21 protein-coding genes are annotated in these 22,071 nt (G+C 62.5%); 18 read left to right on the forward strand and 3 right to left on the reverse strand.

The window, feature by feature from the left end; translation table 11 throughout:
* Positions 1–96: 96 nt before the first annotated feature.
* The 6 genes from ACI3KQ_RS01255 (at position 97) to ACI3KQ_RS01280 (ending at position 6,536) form a co-directional block, all read left to right on the forward strand.
* Positions 97–981 (forward strand): F0F1 ATP synthase subunit gamma, encoded by an 885-nt coding sequence (locus tag ACI3KQ_RS01255; RefSeq protein ID WP_404953981.1) that lies wholly within the window; start codon positions 97–99, stop codon positions 979–981.
* Between the two features lie 24 nt (positions 982–1,005).
* Positions 1,006–2,451, forward strand: coding sequence for a F0F1 ATP synthase subunit beta (gene atpD / locus ACI3KQ_RS01260; protein ID WP_167301813.1), 1,446 nt, complete (start codon positions 1,006–1,008; stop codon positions 2,449–2,451).
* Positions 2,452–2,605: 154 nt separating this feature from the next.
* Positions 2,606–2,860, forward strand: a complete 255-nt coding sequence (locus ACI3KQ_RS01265; RefSeq protein ID WP_404953984.1) for an ATP synthase F1 subunit epsilon — start codon at positions 2,606–2,608, stop codon at positions 2,858–2,860.
* A 256-nt stretch (positions 2,861–3,116) separates the two neighbouring features.
* Positions 3,117–4,649 carry a CpaF family protein gene (locus ACI3KQ_RS01270; protein ID WP_404953986.1) on the forward strand — a complete coding sequence of 511 codons (1,533 nt, stop codon included), beginning with the start codon at positions 3,117–3,119 and terminating at the stop codon, positions 4,647–4,649.
* An 82-nt stretch (positions 4,650–4,731) separates the two neighbouring features.
* On the forward strand, positions 4,732–5,550 hold the full coding sequence (locus tag ACI3KQ_RS01275; protein ID WP_404953988.1) for a class I SAM-dependent methyltransferase: 819 nt from the start codon (positions 4,732–4,734) through the stop codon (positions 5,548–5,550).
* An 80-nt stretch (positions 5,551–5,630) separates the two neighbouring features.
* On the forward strand, positions 5,631–6,536 hold the full coding sequence (locus tag ACI3KQ_RS01280; protein WP_404953990.1) for a DMT family transporter: 906 nt from the start codon (positions 5,631–5,633) through the stop codon (positions 6,534–6,536).
* Here ACI3KQ_RS01280 and ACI3KQ_RS01285 read toward each other — a convergent pair.
* Entirely contained in the window at positions 6,528–6,959 is a 432-nt protein-coding gene (locus tag ACI3KQ_RS01285; RefSeq protein WP_404953992.1) for an OsmC family protein, read from the reverse strand. The genes ACI3KQ_RS01280 and ACI3KQ_RS01285 overlap by 9 nt on opposite strands.
* An 88-nt stretch (positions 6,960–7,047) precedes the next feature.
* On the opposite strand from ACI3KQ_RS01285, the gene ACI3KQ_RS01290 reads away from it, so the two are divergent.
* The 11 genes from ACI3KQ_RS01290 to ACI3KQ_RS01340 all read left to right on the forward strand — a co-directional run bounded on the left by ACI3KQ_RS01290 (position 7,048) and on the right by ACI3KQ_RS01340 (position 17,572).
* Entirely contained in the window at positions 7,048–7,413 is a 366-nt protein-coding gene (locus ACI3KQ_RS01290; protein ID WP_404953994.1) for a PRC-barrel domain-containing protein, read from the forward strand.
* Positions 7,414–7,587: 174 nt separating this feature from the next.
* Positions 7,588–8,256, forward strand: a complete 669-nt coding sequence (locus ACI3KQ_RS01295) for an RBBP9/YdeN family alpha/beta hydrolase (RefSeq protein WP_404953996.1) — start codon at positions 7,588–7,590, stop codon at positions 8,254–8,256.
* 91 nt (positions 8,257–8,347) lie between these two features.
* Positions 8,348–8,539: a YezD family protein gene (locus tag ACI3KQ_RS01300; protein WP_404953998.1), complete on the forward strand. Its 192-nt coding sequence runs from the start codon at positions 8,348–8,350 to the stop codon at positions 8,537–8,539.
* 170 nt (positions 8,540–8,709) lie between these two features.
* On the forward strand, positions 8,710–11,184 hold the full coding sequence (locus tag ACI3KQ_RS01305; protein ID WP_404954000.1) for a TonB-dependent receptor: 2,475 nt from the start codon (positions 8,710–8,712) through the stop codon (positions 11,182–11,184).
* Positions 11,185–11,267: 83 nt separating this feature from the next.
* The gene (panB, locus tag ACI3KQ_RS01310; protein ID WP_404954002.1) at positions 11,268–12,140 is read left to right on the forward strand and encodes a 3-methyl-2-oxobutanoate hydroxymethyltransferase; all 873 of its coding nucleotides are present in this window, start codon (positions 11,268–11,270) and stop codon (positions 12,138–12,140) included.
* Positions 12,141–12,212: 72 nt separating this feature from the next.
* A complete protein-coding gene (locus ACI3KQ_RS01315) occupies positions 12,213–12,911 on the forward strand; it encodes a tetratricopeptide repeat protein (protein WP_404954004.1) in 699 nt (232 codons plus the stop codon).
* 11 nt (positions 12,912–12,922) lie between these two features.
* The gene (locus ACI3KQ_RS01320; RefSeq protein ID WP_404954006.1) at positions 12,923–14,272 is read left to right on the forward strand and encodes a PQQ-binding-like beta-propeller repeat protein; all 1,350 of its coding nucleotides are present in this window, start codon (positions 12,923–12,925) and stop codon (positions 14,270–14,272) included.
* 145 nt (positions 14,273–14,417) lie between these two features.
* Complete coding sequence (gene der / locus ACI3KQ_RS01325; protein ID WP_404954008.1) at positions 14,418–15,788, forward strand: ribosome biogenesis GTPase Der; 1,371 nt, start codon at positions 14,418–14,420, stop codon at positions 15,786–15,788.
* Entirely contained in the window at positions 15,775–15,987 is a 213-nt protein-coding gene (locus ACI3KQ_RS01330) for a sulfurtransferase TusA family protein (protein ID WP_404954010.1), read from the forward strand. Before der ends, ACI3KQ_RS01330 begins: the two co-directional genes overlap by 14 nt.
* 93 nt (positions 15,988–16,080) lie before the next feature.
* Entirely contained in the window at positions 16,081–16,521 is a 441-nt protein-coding gene (locus tag ACI3KQ_RS01335) for an Hpt domain-containing protein (protein ID WP_404954012.1), read from the forward strand.
* Between the two features lie 55 nt (positions 16,522–16,576).
* Positions 16,577–17,572, forward strand: coding sequence for an LLM class flavin-dependent oxidoreductase (locus ACI3KQ_RS01340; RefSeq protein ID WP_404954078.1), 996 nt, complete (start codon positions 16,577–16,579; stop codon positions 17,570–17,572).
* Positions 17,573–17,577: 5 nt separating this feature from the next.
* Here the strand turns inward: ACI3KQ_RS01340 and ACI3KQ_RS01345 are convergent, their stop codons facing one another.
* On the reverse strand, positions 17,578–18,648 hold the full coding sequence (locus ACI3KQ_RS01345) for an acyltransferase (protein ID WP_404954080.1): 1,071 nt from the start codon (positions 18,646–18,648) through the stop codon (positions 17,578–17,580).
* 211 nt (positions 18,649–18,859) lie between these two features.
* On the opposite strand from ACI3KQ_RS01345, the gene ACI3KQ_RS01350 reads away from it, so the two are divergent.
* Positions 18,860–20,518, forward strand: coding sequence for an ATP-binding protein (locus ACI3KQ_RS01350; RefSeq protein ID WP_404954014.1), 1,659 nt, complete (start codon positions 18,860–18,862; stop codon positions 20,516–20,518).
* A gap of 16 nt (positions 20,519–20,534) precedes the next feature.
* On the opposite strand, the gene ACI3KQ_RS01355 is transcribed toward ACI3KQ_RS01350, so the two are convergent.
* The gene (locus ACI3KQ_RS01355) at positions 20,535–21,977 is read right to left on the reverse strand and encodes an MATE family efflux transporter (protein ID WP_404954016.1); all 1,443 of its coding nucleotides are present in this window, start codon (positions 21,975–21,977) and stop codon (positions 20,535–20,537) included.
* Positions 21,978–22,071: the final 94 nt, after the last annotated feature.

Raw genomic sequence — 22,071 nt, forward strand, 5'->3', positions numbered from 1 at the left:
CGTCATCCCAGCGAAGGCTGGGATCTCAGGCCCCAAGGTTCAACCTGGCGGCAAGAGATCCCGACCTTCGTCAGGATGACGAACAGAAGGTTCGTCATGGCAAGCCTCAAGGAACTGAAGATCCGCATTGGGTCGGTCAAATCGACCCAGAAGATCACCAAGGCGAAGCAGATGGTCGCCGCCGCGAAGCTGCGCAAGGCGCAGGCCGCGGCCGAAGCGGCGCGCCCCTATTCCAGCCGCCTGGAAGCAGTCGTCGCCAGCCTCGCGTCCAAAATCGCGGGCGGTTCGGGTGAAGGCGCTTCCCCGCTGCTCGCGGGCACCGGCAAGGATGAAGTGCATCTGCTGGTCGTGGCCAACTCCGACCGTGGTCTTGCTGGCGCGTTCAACGCCAACATCGTCAAGGCCGCGCGCGCCAAGGCGCAGGAACTGATCGACGCGGGCAAGACTGTCCGCTTCTACCTGATCGGTCGCAAGGGTCGCCCGGTGATCAACCGCACCTTCCCCGGCATGATCGTGGCGCAGTACGACACCACGGGCCTTAAGGAACCGGGTTATTCGCAGGCCGAAGCGATCGCGCATGAACTGACCGACATGTATCTGAACGGCAAGTTCGATGTCGCGCATCTCTTCTTCTCGCGCTTCAAATCGGCCCTCGCACAGATCCCGACCGAACAGCAGATCATCCCGGTCAAGATCCCCGAAGACGCCGACCGCAACGCCATCGCCGCGACGGTCGAATATGAACCGAGCGAGGAAGCGATCCTCGACGACCTGCTGCCGCGCAACGTGACGGTGCAGATCTTCAAGGCGCTGCTGGAAAACAACGCGTCCGAACAGGGCGCATCGATGACCGCCATGGACAATGCGACCCGCAATGCCGGCGACCTCATCAACAAGCTGACGATCCAGTATAACCGCAGCCGCCAGGCCGCGATCACCACCGAACTCGTCGAAATCATCTCGGGCGCCGAAGCCCTCTAAGATCACGCACGCAAGGAAGCAGTCATGGCAACCACCAACAATGTAGGCCGCATCTCGCAGGTCATCGGCGCTGTCGTCGACGTGACCTTCCCCGATGCGCTCCCCGCAATTCTCTCGGCGCTGGAAACCAGCAACAACGGCCAGCGCCTGGTGCTGGAAGTCGCCCAGCATCTGGGTGAAAACACCGTTCGCACTATCGCGATGGACTCGACCGACGGTCTGACCCGTGGCCAGGAAGTCACCGACACCGGCGCGCAGATCCGCGTTCCTGTCGGTCCGGCCACGCTTGGCCGCATCCTGAACGTCATCGGTGAGCCGATCGATGAACGCGGTCCGGTGGAAACCACCCTCTCCGCCCCCATCCATGCCAAGGCACCTGAGTTCGTCGACCAGTCGACCGAAAGCTCCATCCTGGTCACCGGCATCAAGGTCATCGACCTTCTCGCCCCTTACGCAAAGGGCGGCAAGATCGGCCTGTTCGGCGGCGCGGGCGTTGGTAAGACGGTTCTCATTCAGGAACTGATCAACAACATCGCAAAGGGCCATGGCGGCACCTCGGTCTTCGCGGGCGTCGGTGAACGCACCCGTGAAGGCAACGATCTCTATCACGAATTCCTCGACGCCGGCGTTATCGCCAAGGACGCCGACGGCAACGCGATCAGCGAAGGTTCCAAGGTTGCGCTGGTTTACGGCCAGATGAACGAGCCCCCGGGTGCCCGCGCACGCGTCGCCCTGTCGGGCCTGACCATCGCGGAATATTTCCGCGACCAGGAAGGCCAGGACGTGCTGTTCTTCGTCGACAACATCTTCCGCTTCACCCAGGCGGGCGCGGAAGTGTCGGCACTGCTGGGCCGTATTCCTTCGGCCGTGGGCTATCAGCCGACGCTGGCGACCGACATGGGCGCGCTGCAGGAACGCATCACCTCGACCAACAAGGGTTCGATCACCTCGGTGCAGGCCGTGTACGTCCCCGCGGACGATTTGACCGATCCGGCGCCTGCGACTTCGTTCGCTCACTTGGACGCCACCACCGTTCTCAACCGCGCCATTTCGGAACTGGGCATCTATCCGGCGGTCGATCCGCTGGACTCGACCAGCCGCGTTCTGGAACCCCGCGTCGTGGGTCAGGAACATTATGAAACCGCCCGCGCGGTTCAGTCGATCCTTCAGAAGTACAAGTCGCTGCAGGACATCATCGCGATCCTGGGCATGGACGAGCTGTCGGAAGAGGACAAGCTGACCGTCATGCGCGCCCGCAAGATCCAGAAGTTCCTGTCGCAGCCCTTCCACGTCGCCGAAGTCTTCACCGGCATCTCGGGCAAGTTCGTCCAGATCGAAGACACGGTGAAGTCGTTCAAGGCCGTGGTCGATGGTGAATATGACCATCTGCCCGAAAACGCCTTCTACATGGTCGGCGGTATCGACGAAGCCGTGGAAAAGGCCAAGAAGCTGGCTGCGGAAGCAGCGTAAGCTATACCAAGTCCCCCTCCCGCAAGCGGGAGGGGTTAGGGGTGGGCAGCGAGCAAAGCGAACCGGCTACCTATCCCGATAAGTTGCAGGCGATGCTTGCGCAATCGCACCCACCCCCTGCCCCTCCCTTGAAAGGGAGGGGGGAGAGTTACAGATGGCACTGCATTTCGAACTCGTGACCCCGGAAAAGCTCGTCCGCTCGGAAGAAGTCTATCAGGTCGTCGTTCCCGGCACCGATGGCGACTTCGGCGTGCTGGAAGGCCACGCGCCGTTCATGTCGACAGTCCGTGACGGCACGATCCAGATTTTCGCCGCCGCAGGTTCCACGCCCGAAATCATCCCGGTTCAGGGCGGCTTTGCGGAAGTGAATGAAAAGGGCCTGACCGTCCTTGCGGAACATGTCGGCTAACGCCCCCTCATCTGACTATTCTCGCCCCTTGGTGAGATGAAAAGGCCGCTTTCCGATGGGAAGGCGGCCTTTTTCCTTACGCTTCCCCCCTCGAACTCCTGCCAACCACCGCCCGGCGCCGCTCGCCCGACGACGCATCCTCCTCCCAACGCCATTAGCCATTTGTCAAAGTTTCCGCCCTATTCACCATTGCAGCCAAATGGGATCAGCCTGTTTCTGCACGGCTGGGCTGATCGGAATATGTCGGCGGAGAATTATGAGCGCGTTTGGACGGAAAAATGGACCCGCCGGTATCAAGCCGGGATTTGGCGTAGCCCGCCCGATGCACGGCGGCGGCGGCGCCCCACGTGAAGAGGTGCGCGGCGGCGATCAGTTCCCACCGCTCGACATGGCCCCTCTGCCCGCTGAATCGCCCCTCGATCCGCTTTCCGAACCGACCGGCCAAGTCCTGCGCAACGCCGACGCCATGCAGCGCCTGTCGGACCGCGCCAATGCCGAACATATCGCCGATGCAGGCCCGCAGGGTTTCGAAGCGTCGGTCCACAAGATCAAGGAACAGGTGCTTCCCCGCCTGCTCGAACGCGTCGACCCGGAAGCCGCCGCGACGCTCAGCAAGGATGAACTGGCGGAGGAATTCCGCCCGATCATCATGGAAGTCCTCGCCGAACTGAAGCTGACGCTCAACCGCCGCGAACAGTTCGCGCTGGAAAAGGTGCTGGTCGACGAGCTTCTCGGCCTCGGCCCGCTCGAAGAACTGCTGGCCGACCCGGACGTCACCGACATCATGGTCAACGGCCCGGAACAGACCTACATCGAAAAAAAGGGCAAGCTCCAGATCGCGCCGATCCAGTTCCGCGATGAAGAGCATCTGTTCCAGATCGCCCAGCGCATCGTGAACAAGGTCGGCCGCCGCGTCGATCAGACCACGCCGCTGGCCGACGCCCGCCTGCCCGACGGCTCTCGCGTCAACGTGATCGTGCCGCCACTCAGCCTGCGCGGCACCGCCATCTCGATTCGTAAATTCTCGGCCAAGCCAATCACCATCGACATGCTCGCCCAGTGGGGCGCGATGAGCCAGAAGATGGCAACCGCGCTCAAGATCGCGGGCGCGTGCCGTTTCAACATCGTCATTTCGGGCGGCACCGGTTCGGGCAAGACCACCATGCTCAACGCCCTGTCAAAGATGATCGATCCGGGCGAACGCGTCCTGACCATCGAGGATGCGGCTGAACTTCGCCTGCAACAGCCGCACTGGCTGCCCTTGGAAACCCGTCCGGCAAACCTGGAAGGCCAGGGCGCGATCAGCATCGGCGACCTGGTCAAGAACGCCCTGCGTATGCGTCCTGACCGCATCATCCTAGGCGAAATTCGTGGCGCGGAATGTTTCGACCTGCTCGCCGCGATGAACACCGGCCATGACGGCTCCATGTGTACGCTTCACAGCAACAGCCCACGCGAATGCCTGGGCCGTATGGAAAACATGATCCTGATGGGCGACATCAAGATCCCGAAGGAAGCGATTTCCAAACAGATCGCCGACTCGGTCGACCTGATCGTGCAGGTAAAGCGCCTGCGCGACGGTTCGCGCCGCGTCACGAACCTGACCGAAGTCATCGGCATGGAAGGCGACGTCATCGTCACCCAGGAACTGTTCAAGTTCGAATATCATGACGAAGATGAAAATGGCCGGATCGTGGGCGAATATCGTTCCATGGGCCTGCGTCCCTACACACTGGACAAGGCGCGGCAGTTCGGCTTCGACCAGCCTTTCCTGGAAGCCTGCCTCTAGGACAGGCAGGGCGACACCCTAAGAGGGTTGCGCGCAAACGCTATGAACGGCACATCGGACGCCCCCCGCCATGGAGAGTCCGATGAACCGCCTCGTCCGCATCAGCATATTGTCCGCAGGCCTCGCCCTGCCCCTCGCCCCGGCGACCGCCCAGCATGAAGGCCATGCCGATCATGCTGCCCATATCGCGGCCGATCCCATCGCCGCCGCGGTGGCCTCCCCCACCCGCACGCCCGCCAATGTGAGCCGCGATACCTACCGCCATCCGGTCGAAACGCTGCGCTTCTTTGGCGTGACGTCGCAGCAGACGGTGGTGGAATATGCCCCCAGCGGCGGCTGGTACACCGAAATCCTGGCGCCACTGCTACAGGACAAGGGCAAGCTGATCGCGCTCCAGCCCAGCGGACGTTATCTCGACCGATATAAAGGCTTCCTCGCGGCCAGCCCCGCCGCCTATGCCAAGGTAAAGCTCGTCGCCTTTCCCGACGATGCCGCGACGATAGCGGCTGGCAGCGTCGATACCGTGCTGACGTTCCGCAACACCCACAATATGGTGATGTCCGGGACTGAGGCATCGACCTTCAAGACCTTTTACAATGTCCTGAAACCTGGCGGCATATTGGGCATTGTCGACCACCGCCTGCCGGAAGCTAGCGACGGAGCCCTGGAAAAAAGCAGCGGCTATCTCAAAACCTCCACCGTCCGCCGGATCGCCGAAGCCGCAGGTTTCGAATATGTCGGATCGTCGGAGATCAACGCCAATGCAAAGGACAGCGCGGACTGGCCCAAGGGCGTATGGACCCTCCCACCCACACTCAGCCATGGCGACATGGACAAGGCGAAATATCAGGCCATCGGCGAAAGCGATCGCATGACGCTGAAATTCCGCAAGCCACGATAAAGCACCCCAAAATACCGACCGCCCTGCCGAAAGGACAGCAGGGCGGTTGCGCAAATATGTCGCCGCACTAAGGCAGGGCAATGCCCGCCGATTTGACCCAACCGCGCCCGCACAGGCCATTTCTGGGCATGGCCCTGCGCCTGTTCGGGGTCGTTTGCGTGTCCGTGATGTTCATCGCGGGGCGGGCTGCCGATGCCCGTGGCGTCCACATTTTCGAAACGCTGTTCTACCGGCAGGCGCTGTCGATGCCGGTCGTATTGACGTGGATCGCCCTGACCACGGGCCTTGGCTCCATCCGCGTGCGCAGGGTCGGGGCGCATGCCACCCGAATGGTGGTCGGCGTGACGGGCATGGCGCTCAATTTCCTGTCCTACATCCTGCTGCCACCTGCCGAAGCTGTAACCATCGGCTTCACCATGCCCATTTTCGCCACCATATTATCGGCCACCATCCTGAAGGAAAAAACAGGCATCCACCGATGGGGTGCCGTACTGGTGGGCTTTATGGGCGTGCTGGTGACGCAGCGACCTGAAGCGGGCGAGCTATTTTCCCTGGGCGTCGTCGTCGCCATCGCCGCCGCTTTCATGACCGCATGCGTCAGCCTGATCTTGAGAAAACTCGGCCGATTGGAAGACCCCGGCACGATCGTCCTCTGGTATACCGTTCTCTCGCTTCCCCCGCTGGGCCTTGGCGCGATACTTTATGGTGGAGCGCACGACGCCGTCACCTGGGGTCTGCTGGCGCTGATAGGGATCAGTGGAGGCGTGGCGCAAATCTGCCTGACCGCCGCATTGCGATGGGCGCCGGTATCGGTGGTCCTGCCCATGGAATATTCCAGCATATTGTGGATAGCGCTGCTCGGCCTGCTGATCGGTCAGGGCTGGCCACCAGCCGCCACCTGGGTCGGGGCGGCGCTGATCATCGCCAGTGGCCTTTACATCGCGTGGAGAGAACATCTCCACAGCCGCAAACCAGCCTCAGCCTAGCAGTTCCGCGTCCAGGCTGATGTCGGCGTTCAGCAGTTTGGACACGGGGCAGTTCGCCTTGGCATTCGCTGCCAGTTCCTGGAACCGATCATCGTCGATCCCCGCTATCGTCGCCTTCAACGTCAGCTTGCTCGCCGTGATCGCAAAGCCGTCATCCTGTTTTTCCAGCGTGACCACGGCGTTGCTTTCCATCTTCTCTGCCGTAAAGCCCGCCTCACCCAATATCTTCGACAGCGCCATGGTGAAGCAGGACGCATGCGCTGCGGCGATCAATTCTTCGGGGTTGCTGCCCGGCACGCCTTCGAATCGGGTCGCAAATCCGTAAGGATGCGCGGCCAGCGCACCGCTTTGCGTGGATATGGTGCCCTTGCCGTCCTTCAGCCCGCCGCTCCACACGGCCGATCCGCTACGATTGATCTTCACCCTATCCTCCTGTGTCATTCGGAAAAGGAACTCGGTCGCGTCCGCCAAGTTTCACCATGATAGCCGAATATCTTGCCGGAGAGTGACGATGACTGACGCAATGACCGAAAATCCCGGCGATCTGATCGCATCGGACCGGGTTGAAGGGACCGCCGTCTACAATCGCGATGGTGAACGGCTGGGCCATATTTCCAACTTCATGGTGGACAAGCTCAGCGGCCAGGTCCGCTACGCCGTGCTATCCTTTGGCGGCATATTGGGGCTGGGACAGGATCATTATCCCCTGCCCTGGTCCATGTTGAATTATGAAACGGACAAGGGCGGCTATGTCGTCGACCTTAGCCGTGAAACACTCGACAGCGCGCCAAAGCATCTGCCGGGCGAACGGCCAGATTACACCGATGCCTATGGCCGCAGCGTGTTCCAATATTACGGCCTCATATACCCCTGGTGACACCCGCAAAGTGCCGAAGGAAGGGCCCGGAACCATCGCGTTTCCGGGCCCTTTGTCGTGACGCCCCAGCGCCGCATCGGACTGCCCATATTTCGCCACATTCTACCGCGACGCTATTGTCTACTATATAAATAGAGTTACGTTGAGATCGAACCAAGGGACGAGGAGTTGACCATGGATCGATTCGGACATCCGGGCGATGCCCGCCAGCCGGTGGTCTTGACCATACCGGGCCTCAACAACAGCGGCTCCGGCCATTGGCAGACCTGTTGGGAAGATATGCGGGGCGACTGCCAGCGCGTGGACCTTGGCAGCTGGGCCAGCCCGACCCGCAATAGCTGGGTAACGCGGCTGGACGCGGCAATCCGGGAAGTGGACGGCCCCATCATATTGGCCGCGCACAGCCTTGGCTGCCTTGCCGTCGCCTGGTGGGGCGCCTTGCAAAGCCAGGCTTATGGATGGCCGGTAACGGGTGCCTTGCTGGTCGCCCCGCCCGATTGCGACCGCATGGAAACGCCGGAAACGATCGGCGGATTTGGCCCCACCCCGCGTGCGCAACTGCCTTTTCCTTCCATCGTCGTGGCCAGCCGCGACGACCCCTACATCTTCTTTGAACGCGCCCACAGCATCAGCAAGAATTGGGGCAGCAGCTTCGTCGATGCTGGTCGCTGCGGTCATATCAACGCCGACTCCATGCTGGGCGACTGGACCTTTGGCCAGGCTTTGCTGGAAGGTTTGATCGATAACGCGCATGACCAGGCGGCGGCCATGCGTCACATGCGCCCGGCAATCCCCCTTGCGCACCAGGAACGCAGGGCCATCGCGATGCGAAGCGCTGGCTGACCAGACGGGGCGACAAGATGAACTTGCACGCCCCATAATATTGCTTCTTTGTCTACTAATATAGTTGAGTTAAGAGGGCGTCGAGGTGTTTATGACTGAAAATCTCTCCATCGAATCCGCCTGCAATGCCCGGCCCGTCGGGCAACGTCATGACATCGCCCTCAGCATGGAAAAGCTGCGGAATGTTCTGGAAGCACTCCGTTTCGGATCGGTCACCCTGACCGTCCACGATGCGCGGGTGGTACAGATCGAAGTGACGGAAAAGACGCGCCTTACGGCCTGACCGGCTGCGGGCGCATAATCCGGGTTGCAAACCAACGCCGCCGGGCAGGCGGCGATGACCGGCGGCAAGGGTGGCCGCCACTGCCCGTTACCATTTAGACAATCGGCTTTGACCGGATCACCGGAAAGGTCGCGATCAACATTTCACCGGACATCCGGAAGGGGAATCTTATGATTGCGCGTTTCCTGTTGCTCGCCAGCGTGGCGAGCACCTCCATCATTGCGTCCAGCGCTCAGGCTGAAGATGTGGCCCAGCCAGCAGCCGACACCGCCGCCGACCAGGCCAGCCCGCGTGGCGACGTAATCATCGTCACCGCCCGCCGCCGCGCCGAAACCGCGCAGGAAGTGCCGCTGGCGATCTCCGTCATCAAAGGCGACAGCATCGAAGCCACCGGCAACTTCAACGTGGTAAAGCTTCAGCAGCTCGCGCCAACGCTTCAGGTCTACACGACCAATCCGCGCAACACGTCCGTCAACATCCGTGGCCTGGGCGTGCCGTTCGGCCTGACCAGCGACGGCTTTGAGCAGGGCGTCGGCATCTATGTCGACGACGTTTATAATTCGCGGGTCGCCGCCGCGACCTTCGACTTTCTGGATGTTTCGCAGGTTGAAGTGCTGCGCGGCCCCCAGGGCACGCTCTATGGCAAGAACACGACCGCTGGCGCGATCAACATCACGACCAATCAGCCGACCTTCGATTTCGAAGGTCGCGCGGAACTGAGCGTCGGCAACCTGAACTACCGACAGGCCAAGGCCGCCATCTCCGGCCCATTGTCCGACACGGTCGCAGCGCGTCTGGCGGTCGCCGCCACCAGCCGCCGGGGCACGCTCTACAATGTGACCTCTCAACGCTGGATCAACGAACAGGACAATCTGGGCCTTCGCGGCCAGCTGCTGTTCCAGCCGAATGACGATCTCAGCATCACATTGTCGGGCGACTATAGCAGGCAGGACCCGGAATGCTGCGGCACCACCTTCGTCCGCGTCGGCCGCACGCAGCGTCCGCTCAACCGGCAATATGATGCGATTATCGCAGGCATCAACGCCGCCAATCCGGGTCGCAACTATGCCGTTCCCAGCCGCAATCCCTATGATCGCCTGACCGACCTCGATTCCAGCCTGAATGCGGGTAACAAGATCGGCGGCGTGTCGGCGCGCGTGAAGTGGGACGTCGGCCCTGGCACCCTGACCTCGGTCACTGCGTGGCGCTTCTGGGACTGGAAGCCGGAAAATGACCGCGACTTCACTGGCCTGTCGGTTGTTTCCCGCTCGCAGAACCCGTCGCAGCAGGACCAGTATAGCCAGGAATTCCGCTACAACTATGATGGCGAAAAGATCGACTTCGTGGCCGGCCTGTTCGGCTTCAAACAGCGGATCGACACGCAGGGCACGGAACAGCAGGGCCTGGACGCGACGCGCTTCAGCCTGTCGCCGTCCGCCGATCCCGCCAATCCCTACAACCGGCCTGAGGTTCTGGCCGGTCTGACCGCCAGCAACACCCAATATCTGAAAAGCAGCAGCGCCGCGCTGTTCGGGCAATTGAGCTGGCATGTGAACGACGCGCTGACGATTCAGCCGGGCGCTCGCCTCAACTATGACAAGAAATCGGGCTTCTATCAGCGCGTCGTCACCAACGGTCAGGGACAGGTCATTTCCTGCACCCCCACGCCGCCATCCGGCTCCGATCTGGCGGCCCAGTGCGGCGTGTATCAGCCGCAGGTCAGCGCGCCGTCCGACAGTGCGTGGAATTTCACCTACGACCTCAACGTCAACTATAAGGTCGCGCCGGACATTCTGGCCTATGCGACCTATGCCAAAAGCTTCAAGACGCTGGGCATCAACCAGAACGGCTTGCCGCTGAACGCCGACAACAGCGTCAACACCGATGCAGGCACGGTGAAGCCGGAATCAGTCCACCATTATGAAATCGGCCTGAAAACCCAGTTCTGGAACCGCCGGGCAACCTTCAACATCACCGCCTTCCGTACGGAGATCCAGAATTTCCAGGCGACCGTGAATGGCGGTCAGTTCGGCACGGTCCGGGGCTATCTTGCCAATGCGGAACAGGTCCGGTCGCAGGGCATCGAAGCCGATTTCAAGGTCGTCGCCAGCGACCGCTTCACCGCCTATGCCAACGCGGCCTACACCGACGCCAAATATAAGGAGTTCACCAACGCGCCGTGCCCGCCTGAACTGTCCGGCGGCCCGTCCCAGCCCGCTGGCGCGACCCCAGACTATTCGCAGCCAGGCGTTCCGGGCGCGCCCAGCCCCCGTGAATGCGACATTTCCGGCCAGGACCTGCCCGGCGTGTCCAAATGGGCTTTCTCCTACGGCGCGGAATATAATATTCCGGTCACGCTGCTGGCGAAGGAAGGCCAAGTCTATCTGGGCGTCGACGGCAACTATCGTTCGCGCTGGAATTCCAACCCATCGCCATCGCGCTACACGGACGTGAAGGGCTATGCCCTCACCAATGTCCGCGCTGGCTTCCGTGGCGAAGGCTTCGATGTCTTTGGCTGGGTCCGCAACGCCTTTGACGTGAACTATGTCGAAAATCTGCAGGTCGCGCCCGGCAACACCGGCCTGATCGCCGGTCAGGTCGGCGACCCCCGGACATGGGGCGGAACGATCAAATTCTCGTTCTGACAGGGTTCACCCCTGCGGGAGCGGCACAGGCCCGCCGCTCCCGGATTTGCGCGCACCGGGCGAGTGGAGTAGAGCGCAAACCCATGTCCACCACCTTCACGCTCGACACCTCCACCAGCCGCGCGAATCCGACGCCCGCGCCGATGAAGCGGCTGACCGTCCCCGCCATTCAACGGCGCAAAGTGGAAGGCAGGACCAACGAACCGCTGGTTATGTTGACGGCTTACACCGCCCGCCAGGCGCAATTGCTCGACCCGCATTGCGACATGCTGCTGGTCGGCGATTCGCTGGGTCAGGTGATATACGGCCTGTCCTCCACCCTGCCCGTCACGCTGGACATGATGATCGCCCACGGCGCCGCCGTCGTGCGCGGCAGCTATCACAGCGTCGTGCTGGTCGACATGCCGTTCGGCAGCTACGAAGCATCGCCCGCCCATGCCTTCGCCAGCGCCAGCCGCGTCATGGCGGAAACCGGATGCGCCGCGGTCAAGCTGGAAGGCGGACAGGCGATGGCTGAAACGATCAGCTTCCTCAGCCGCCGGGGCATACCCGTAATGGCCCATGTCGGCCTTACCCCGCAGGCGGTGAACGCGCTGGGCGGCTACGGCGCGCGCGGCAAGAGCCCGGAGGAACATGCCCGGATCATGGACGATGCCAGGGCCGTGGCGGACGCGGGAGCCTTCGCCGTCGTGCTGGAAGGGGTGATGGAAGACCTGGCGATAGAGATCACGAACATGCTCGACATCCCGGTCATCGGCATTGGCGCATCCGCCCATTGCGATGGGCAGGTGCTGGTTTGCGAAGACATGCTGGGCATGTTCGAACGCACGCCGCGCTTCGTCAAAGTCTATGAAAATATCGCCGCGACGATCAGCGGCGCGGCCGAACGTTACGCCACAGAAGTGCGCAACCGCAGCTTTCCGACCGAAGATCAGGTCTATCGCCCCAAAAAGTGATTTGCGTGTGGCCACGCTGCCGCTATTGATCGCGCCTTCCGCCTGAATTTTCTGACGTATCTGGAGACCGATGTGGCCCTGACGCCGCAAAATACCGAAGTTTTCATGCGCGAGGTCGATGAGGCCGTGCGGCATGACCAGCTGGTCACATTCTGGCAGCGCTTTGGCCGATGGATCGTCGCGCTCGTCATCTTGGGGCTCGTGGCGTTCGGCGGCTGGCTCTACTGGCAACATCACAGCAAGACCCAGTCCCAGGCCGTTTCGGAAGAGATGGACAAGGTGATCGTGACGGCAACCGGCGGCGGCACGCCCGACGCCAAGCAGCTTGATGCGCTCACCAACGCCAGCCAGCCTGGCTTCCGCGCGTCGGCGCTGCTGGTAAAAGCGGGCGTCGCATCGAAAAAGGGCGACACCAAAACAGCGATCGCCGCCTACAAGGCGATGGCCGCGGACACATCACTCGACCAGCCCTATCGCGATCTGGCCGTGATTCGGCAGACGGCGCTGGAATTTGAAACGCTCCAGCCGCAACAGGTGGTCGACCGGCTGAAACCGCTCGCGGTGGAAGGCGCGCCGTGGTTCGGCAGCGCCGGTGAAATGGTCGCCATAGCCTATATGAAAATGCGCAAGCCCGACCTTGCCGGCCCGATGTTCGCGGCCATGGCAAAGGATGGCAGCGTGCCTCAATCGATCCGTTCACGGGCGCGACAGATGGCTGGGCTATTGGGGGTGGACGCGGTCGACACATCGGCCGGGCCTGAACAGGAATAACGGAACAGCGGATGGGGATGCACAGCATGACGAAATTTGCGGGGACGCGCCGCGCCCTGACTGTCGCCGCAATGGTTGCGCTGCTGGCGGGCTGCGGCATCATCGGCGGTAAAAAAGGCGGGCCGAAGACCCCGGTTGTCGGCAATCGCGTATCGATCCTGACCAATGAACAGGGCGTCGAAGTCGATCCGGCGCTGGCCGACGTTCAGGTTTCGCTGCCCGAACCCGCCGTCAATCCCGACTGGTCGCAGCCGGGCGGCGGCCCTGCCAAGGCGATGGGCCATGTGGCTTTGAGCGCATCACCCCGCACGGCATGGACCGCATCGATCGAAGGCAGCACGCCCCGCGCGCGCCTGGCCTCCGCTCCCGTCGTCGCCAATGGCAAGCTGTATGTCATTGACGCTGGCGCCCACGTCATCGCCTATGACGCCACCAGCGGTGCAAAGCTGTGGCAGACCGCCCTCCCCGCCGAAGGCAGCGGGCGCGCGCTATTCGGCGGCGGCGTCAGCGTCGTCGATGGCAAGGTCTTTGCCAGCACCGGCGTAGGCGACGTGGCGGCGATCAATGCTGCCGACGGCGCGGTCCTGTGGAAAAAGCGTCCGGGCGGGCCACTGCGCGGCGCTCCGACGCTGGCGAACGGCCATGTCTATGTCATGGGCCAGGACAACCAGATTTTCGCCCTGAACCAGACCGACGGCGCGGTGCAATGGACCGACAGCGGCACGCTGCAGGTGACCGGCGTGTTCGGCGTGGCCGCCCCGGCAGCGGCGCAGGGCACCGTGATCGCTGGCTATAGTTCGGGCGAATTGAGCGCCTATCGCTACGAAAACGGTCGCACATTGTGGGGCGACGCCCTGTCGCGCACCAGCATTTCCACCGCCGTGGCCTCGCTGACCGACATTGACGCCGATCCCGTGATCGATCGCGGGCGGGTATTCGCCATCGGCCAGGGCGGCCGCATGGCATCCTATGAACTGGTCAGCGGCCAGCGCCTGTGGGAAATCAACATCGCGGGCATTTCGACCCCGTGGGTCGTGGGCGAATGGGTCTTCGTCGTCACCAGCGACGCGAAACTTCTGTGCGTGGCCCGCGCCACCGGCAAAATCCGCTGGATCAGCCAGCTGCGCCGCTGGGAAAAGGAAAAGAAGAAAGCGAACAGCATCCGCTGGACCGGCCCCGTGCTGGCAGGCGGTCGCCTGATCCTGGTGTCGACCCATGGCGACCTCAACTATGTCGATCCGGCAACCGGCACGGTCCAGGCCAGTGTGGACATGGACCGATCCATGTCGCTTTCGCCGGTCGTCGCCAACAACATGCTGTATATTCTGGCGGATGACGGACGACTGACGGCGCTTCGTTAACGCTGACGATGATTTAGTGTAAGCGTGCTCCTGCGCAGGCAGGAGCCTAGTTCCACCATCAGGACTAGGCTCCGCCTCTGCAGGAGCATTTATGTTTTTACGCCCGATGTGCAAACAGGGCGGCAAGAAAGGAAACGGGCCCACCATGCTGCCCACAGTAGCCATTGTCGGGCGGCCCAATGTGGGCAAGTCCACCCTCTTCAATCGCCTGGTTGGCAAGAAACTGGCGCTGGTCGACGACCAGCCCGGCGTGACCCGCGACCGGCGTGAAGGGCAGGCGACCCTGCTGGGCGTCGATTTCACCATCATCGACACCGCAGGCTATGAGGATGAAGATCCACAGACCCTGCCCGGTCGCATGCGCATGCAGACGCAGGCCGCAGTCGAAAGCGCGGACCTCGCGCTGTTTCTGGTCGATGCACGGGCTGGCATCACCCCGATGGATGAGGAAATCGCACGCTGGCTTCGGGAAGGCGACCTGCCCGTGGTGCTGGTCGCCAACAAGGCGGAAGGCAGGAACGCCAACGACGGCGTCATGGAATCCTATGTCCTGGGGCTGGGCGAACCTGTGCCCCTGTCGGCTGAACATGGGCAGGGCATGGCCGACCTGTTCCAGGCGCTGCTTCCCTATATCGACCGTGAAGAGGATGAAGAGGAAGACGCCGAACTGGAGGAGGGGGACATCGAATCCGCCCCCCTTAAACTCGCCATCGTCGGGCGCCCCAATGCGGGGAAATCAACGCTGATCAATCGGCTGTTGGGCGAAAATCGGCTGCTGACCGGGCCGGAAGCAGGCATCACCCGCGACAGCATCGCCGTGGATTGGCAGTGGGCCGATGCGGACGGCAACGAACGGCCCGTCCGCCTGATCGACACGGCGGGCATGCGCAAGCGCGCCAAGGTGCAGGACAAGCTGGAAAAGCTGGCGGTGTCCGATGGCCTCAACGCCGTCAACTTCGCCGAAGTCGTCGTGCTGCTGCTCGACGCGACGCGCGGGTTGGAAGCGCAGGATCTGCGGATCGCGGACAAGGTGCTGGAGGAAGGACGCGCGCTCGTCATCGGCCTTAACAAATGGGACACGGTGGAACATGGCTCCGCCTTGTATCAGGGTATCAAGCAGGCACTGTCCGATGGCCTTGCGCAGGTGCGCGGCGTTCCGATCATGACCGTATCGGGTGCCACCGGCAAAGGGCTGGACGATTTGATCCGGGTCGCCTTCGAAACCCGGACCGCCTGGTCGCAACGCGTATCGACCGGCATCCTCAACCGCTGGTTCGAACGGGCGCTGGAGGCCAACCCGCCCCCCGCGCCGGGCGGCAAGCGCATCAAATTACGCTACATCACCCAGAACAAGACCCGGCCGCCGACCTTCGTGCTGTTCGGCACCCGCCTGGACGACCTGCCCGAAAGCTACCGCCGCTATCTGGTCAATGGCATCCGCAAGGAATTGGGTTTCGGCGCGGTGCCCGTGCGCCTGACGCTCCGAAGCGCCAAAAATCCCTATGCCACCAAATGACGTCCTGCATATTGACGCGCGCGGGATGAAATGCCCCTGGCCGGTCCTGCGCGCCGCGCGGGCCATGCGATCGGCCAGGTCCGTGACGATCCACGCGGACGATCCAATCGCGCCCGGCGAATTGCAGGCGCTTGCCGACCAGCATGGCTGGCGGTTCACGATTAATGACGCACATCTTTTCGCGCTGGAACGGCCCTGAAAAAATCAGGAACGGGCCCGTAATGGTTTAACCGTTTAACCGCCTGTTTACGCACATCTCTTATCCTGTGTTCAACTTAAGGGAGTGTCGCGGGTGCCGTATCAAGAAGCGGAACTGGTAAACTGGAACGAGCTTGCTCGCACAAGGACGGAGCTTAGCAGCGCCTTTCTCCGCATTCTGGGCTATTTCCGGGAAGATGGCCCAAAAGCCATCAGCGCGATCGAACAGGCCATTCGCGAACGCAATGCCGTGGCATTGGTGACGCCTGCCCACACATTGAAGGGTGAATCGGCGCAGTTTGGCGCCAATCGCCTCAGCGCCATCGCCGAACGCATCGAAACGGTGGCGCGCCGCTGCGTGGAAACGCGGGAAGACCCCGACGAACTGATCGAAATCGTCGTCGCCTTGCGTCCCTGCTTTACCGAAACGATGGCCTTGCTCGACCGCGATTCCAATCCGCTGGTGGCGCGGCGTCAGCCTGCTTTCGGTCGCCGCACCGATACAGGACCGCAGGGGTTCGGACGCGCTGTCTGACCCAAGCTGACATTTCGTATTGAAATGCAACGGATCACGCCCCCATATGCGGGCGATGATCCGTTTTTCCGTTCTGGACCTTGTCCCCGTCATCGAAGGAAGCGACGTCCGCGCCGCCCTCGGCCAATCCGCCGCCTTCGCCGCCCATGCCGAATCATTGGGCTTTCACCGCTATTGGGTGGCCGAACATCATGGCATGCCCGGCATCGCATCGGCAGCAACTTCCGTCGTGCTCGCTCATATCGGCGCGGCGACATCGCGCATTCGCATCGGCGCGGGCGGCATCATGCTGCCCAACCATGCGCCGCTGCTGATCGCGGAGCAGTTCGGCACGCTCGCCGCGCTGTTCCCCGGTCGGATTGACCTTGGCCTTGGCCGCGCGCCCGGATCGGACCAGCGTGTCGCTCAGGCGATGCGGCGCACTCTTTCCGGTGGTCCCGATGAATTTCCCCGCGACGTCATGGAATTGCAGGCCTATTTCGCTGGCGACGGGCGGCTGGGTTTCCAGGCGACACCGGGCGCGGGCGAAGATGTGCAGATGTGGATATTGGGCTCCAGCCTTTATGGAGCGCAACTGGCCGCCGCGCTTGGCCTGCCCTACGCCTTCGCATCCCATTTCGCGCCCGGCGCTCTGGAGGACGCGATCGCCGTCTACCGGCGGGATTTCCGCCCCTCCGCCCAGCTCGACCGCCCCTATGTCATGGCCGGATATAATGTCTTCGCCGCCGATACCGCCGATGAAGCACGCCTGATCGCCACGTCGATGCAGCAGGCCTTCGTCCGCCTGCGCACCGGCCAGCCGGGCAAACTGCAACCGCCGGTCGAAGGCTATTTCGAAAGCCTCCCGCCCGGCGCGCAGGCAATGCTGGCCGACGTGCTGCGCGCGACCAGCATCGGCACGCAGGCGGATGTAGAGCGCGACATGGCCAGCTTCATCGAAAGAACGGGAGTCGATGAACTGATCATCGGCGGCCAGATCCATGATTTCGCCGCGCGCAAACGCAGCCTGGAAATCGCATCAGCCGCCGCGCGGACCATCGCAGGCGGCTGACGCGCCTAGGCCGCCCGCAAACGCCCGCCGCTCAACACCGTCGCCAGCCCCGGCCAGGCACGGCTCAGCATCGACCCCAGCAGCAATACCGTAACCAGCACGATCAGCGGCTGCCCGATCAGATAGGCCGGATAGAGCGGCGACCCCAGCTTACCGAACAACGCGCCCAGAACAGGTCCCCCCAGCCAGATCAGGATCAGGTGCGAACAAAATAGGAAAAAGGCAAAGGGTTCGATCCGCAACAACATGTCCCGCAACGGCCCACCCGCCAGCGCCCAGGACAAACGCCAGAAACAGGTGGCGGCGGCAACCCGAACCGCCAGGTCGATCATCCCGACCCCCAGCCCCGTGCCCGGCACGACTTTAAGCGAAAAATAGAGCTGCACCGCCATCAGGGCCAGGAACGGCGTCGCCGCCATGGGCCAGGAAAACGCCGCGACACGCTCTGCCAGGCCGCTCCTGCGCGCCATCATGCCAATGACAAAGAAGAACAGGATCGCAGGCCGCATCAGGATCGGCGGCCCCCACCCCGTCACTTGCGTCAGTGCGGCCACGCCCGCGACCGCCATCAGCACCCTGCCCGGCATTCGCACCAGCAGGGGCGCGGCGACCATGCACAGGAACAGGTCGCGCAGGAACGGCATCTGCACATTGATGTCGGGATTGCGGCTGACAATGAACAATTCCTGCACCAGCCATTCCAGCGACACCGGCACCGGCGCTTGCAGGTGCAGCAGCACCGCTGTCCCCGACACGAACAAGATGGCGATGGCGTTCCACAGGACCATCGGCAGCAATATGGTGCGTGCCTTGCGCGCGACATGGCGCGGCCAGTTCAGCGTCTGCGACGACCCGCTGGCCAGCCAGCCGGAAATCACGCCCAGCAGCGGCACGGCGCTGCGCCCGAAAATCTCCATCAGCAGCCAGCGCAGATTTTCCTGCGGCGTTCCCTTGGCGATTTCCAGGTCATGGCCGTTCAGGCCAGTCCACGCATGAACATAGACCACACCCAATATGCAAATGACGCGGGCGATGGAAATCGCGTCGGATCGGCGCGTCGCGTCGGCGTTCTTCATGTCCCGCAAGCAGATATCCTGTCCAGACGCCACATAAGGGCAAGGCTTTGCCGGGACGAGATATGGTCACCGCAACGCGCGCGCCCCGCCAAATCGTCAAACAGAGCCGGGATCGCGCCGGGTCGCGGCGATAAGCATATTCTTTACCACTATCAGGCTAGAAATTCGCGGGGACCGCCCGAATCTTAGCCGGTGGTGCGAGGGAGCGCTTATGAGCCATATGCCGACAGCAGCCGAATTTACCGAGGCTCAATCGCAACGGACAGCCGCGCTGCCCACCGGCATCGGTGAAGTTTTCCAGATCGCCGGCTCCAGTTCCAAGGTGTTGATGGACGCCGCCACCCTGCGCACCCTCGCCCAGGACAGCGACCCCTGCATCGCCATGGCCGGGCAAGTGGGCAGCCAGCTGAAAATGCGCGTCGGCGCGACCTGGCTGATCGCCAGCGTGCGGTCGATGGCCCTCGACCGGCAAAATAGCGGCCTCATCGTCGCCGACATCGACTTTCTGGGCGAAGGCGATCAGGAACCGCAGACAGGCCGCATCTGCCGCTTTCGCCGGGGCGTCACCCACTATCCCCCGCCCGGCACCGAAATCTTCCCGCTTTGCAGCGAGGACATGCGCCAGATCTACGCCGCCGACGACCGCCCCCATGTGCAGATCGGCACCGTATTCCCGACGGCGGACACGCGCGCCGCGCTTTATGTCGATGCCATGCTGGGCAAGCATTTCGCGCTTCTGGGATCGACCGGCACCGGTAAATCCACCAGCGCCGCGCTGATCCTGCATCGCATCTGCGACCTTTCGCCTGAAGGTCATATCGTCATGATCGACCCCCACGGGGAATATGGCGCGGCCTTTGCGCACAATGGCGCGGTGTTCGATATCGGCAACCTGGCCCTGCCCTACTGGCTGATGAATTTCGAAGAACATTGCGAAGTGTTCGTGACATCGACCGGTTCCGACCGCACGGTCGATTGCGACATCCTGGCCAAATGCCTACTCGCCGCCCGGCAAAAGAACCGGCTGGCGGAAAGCCTGGGTCGGCTGACTGTCGATTCGCCCATCCCCTATCTGCTGTCCGACCTCACCAACATCCTTCAGAATGAGATGGGGAAACTGGACAAGGGCACCGGCGCGCTCCCCTATATGCGGCTCAAGACCAAGATCGACGAGATCAAGACCGATCCCCGCTACAGCTTCATGTTTTCCGGCATGCTGGTCGCCGACACGATGCAGGAATTCATCGCCAAGATTTTCCGTATGCCTTCGAACGGCAAGCCCATTTCCATCATCGACGTGTCTGCCATGCCATCGGACATCACCTCCACCGTCGTATCAGTGCTGTCGCGGCTGGTGTTCGACTATGCCATCTGGGCGCGTGACGAACCGCAACGCCCGCTGCTGCTGGTCTGTGAAGAAGCGCACCGCTACATCCCCAGCTCCACCACCGGAAAAGGCCAGGCCGTACGCCGCATCCTGGAACGGATCGCGAAGGAAGGCCGCAAATATGGCGTATCGCTGGGCCTGATCACGCAGCGCCCGTCCGACCTTGCCGAAGGCGTGTTGTCCCAATGCGGCACCATCATTTCCATGCGCCTGAACAACGACCGGGACCAGGCCTTCGTGAAAGCGGCGATGCCCGAAGGCGCGCGCGGCTTCCTCGACTCCATTCCCGCGCTGCGCAATCGCGAGGCGATCATCTGCGGCGAAGGCGTCGCCGTGCCCATCCGCGTGGCGCTCGACAATCTGGAAGCAGAACGTCGCCCCGCGTCCGGCGACCCCAGCTTTACCCAGCAATGGCGTCAGACCGGCGGCGAAGCGGACATATTGGATCGCACCATCACCCGCTGGCGCAGCCAGGGGCGCTGACCCCGCTCCCGCGCAATCAGCCGACCGGCGCGATCCGACCGGTCGCTTCCGCTTCGGAATTGACGCTTTCCACGCATTCTTCCCGGCTGGGCGGAATGATCAGCTTCGCCTTGCGCCACGCGCCGCTATAATAGGAATAGGCGGCCAGCACCAACGCGGTCAGCGACCCGGCCGGATAGCTCCACCATAATGCATCTGGCCCCAGATAGGGGTAGGCCAGCAGGTAAAATCCCAACCGTGCCCCGAACAGGGAAATGATCATGATGACCAGCGGCCTGACCACCACGCCATTGGCGCGCATGATGCCGAAATAGATCATCGCCCCGCCGAACAGGATGAAGCTCCAGCTGGAAATCAGCTGCATGCGCCACGCCAGCGGGATCGCCGCGCTGTCGCTGCCCAGGAACAGGGCCAGCAGCGGATGGTGAAACCACAGCATCAATGCGACCATCAGCCCGGTAAAGCCTACCAGATAGGCCAGGCCATAGCCCGTGATCTTGCCGATCCTGTCCCATCGCCCGGCCCCCATATTCTGCGCGGCCATGGCGCTGACCGCGCCGCCAATCGCCATGGCGGGCATCTGCAGATAGGACCATAGCTGTTGCGCCGCTCCATAAGCCGCCGTCGCCAGCAATCCTTCCCGATTGACCAGGCCAATCATCACCAGCCCCGCAACCGACGCGACGATCATCTGCAATCCCATGGGCAGGCCCTTGCCGATCAACACCCGCAATTGCGGCATTGTGGGACGCAGATATCCCCATTCGCCGCCTTTCAACCGCAACGGCAGATCGCGGCGGTAGATGAAGACCACCAGCGATATGAAACTTAGCACACCGGCAATCGCGGTGGCCGCCGCCGAACCGGCTATCCCCAGCGCCGGTGCGGGACCCAGGCCCAGGATCAGCACCGGGTTCAGCACCAGGTCCAGTCCGACATTCAGCAGCATGAAGTAAAATGGCGTGCGCGCGTCGCCCGTGCCGCGCACCCCCATGGTCATCATGACGCTCAACAGCGTCGCGGGCATGGAAACGAATATGACGCGCAAATAGGCCAGCGCCAGGTCGAACGCTTCGGGCGGCGTGGACAAAAGGCGCAGCATCGCAGGCGCACCGATCCACCCGGCAGCCGCGACCAGCAGGGAAAATATGAAGCAAAAACCCATGGCCGAACCGAATGCGCGCCGGGCGGCGTCCATGTCTTTCGCCCCGGCGGCCTGCGCGATCAGCACCGTCGACGCCATGCCAAAGCCAAAGACGATGGAAAACATCAGGAACATGATCAGGTTGGCGTTGGCCGTCGCCGCCACCGCCTGTTCACCCAGGAAACGGCCAACCCAGATGGTGTTGATCGACCCGTTGAGCGACTGCAGAATGTTCGAACCCAAAGTGGGCAGACCAAAGAGTAACAGGGCCGATCCGATCGGCCCTTGCGTCAAATCCCTTTGATCAGCCGCCACTCCTGATCCCCTTCTCTGCTGACTCGGAAAATGCGGAAAACGAAAGAAAAATAGAGCATTATCCGATCCGTTATGATCGGATAATGCTCTAACC

It is taken from the genome of Sphingobium sp. ZW T5_29, assembly GCF_044987515.1.
Lineage (GTDB): Bacteria > Pseudomonadota > Alphaproteobacteria > Sphingomonadales > Sphingomonadaceae > Sphingobium.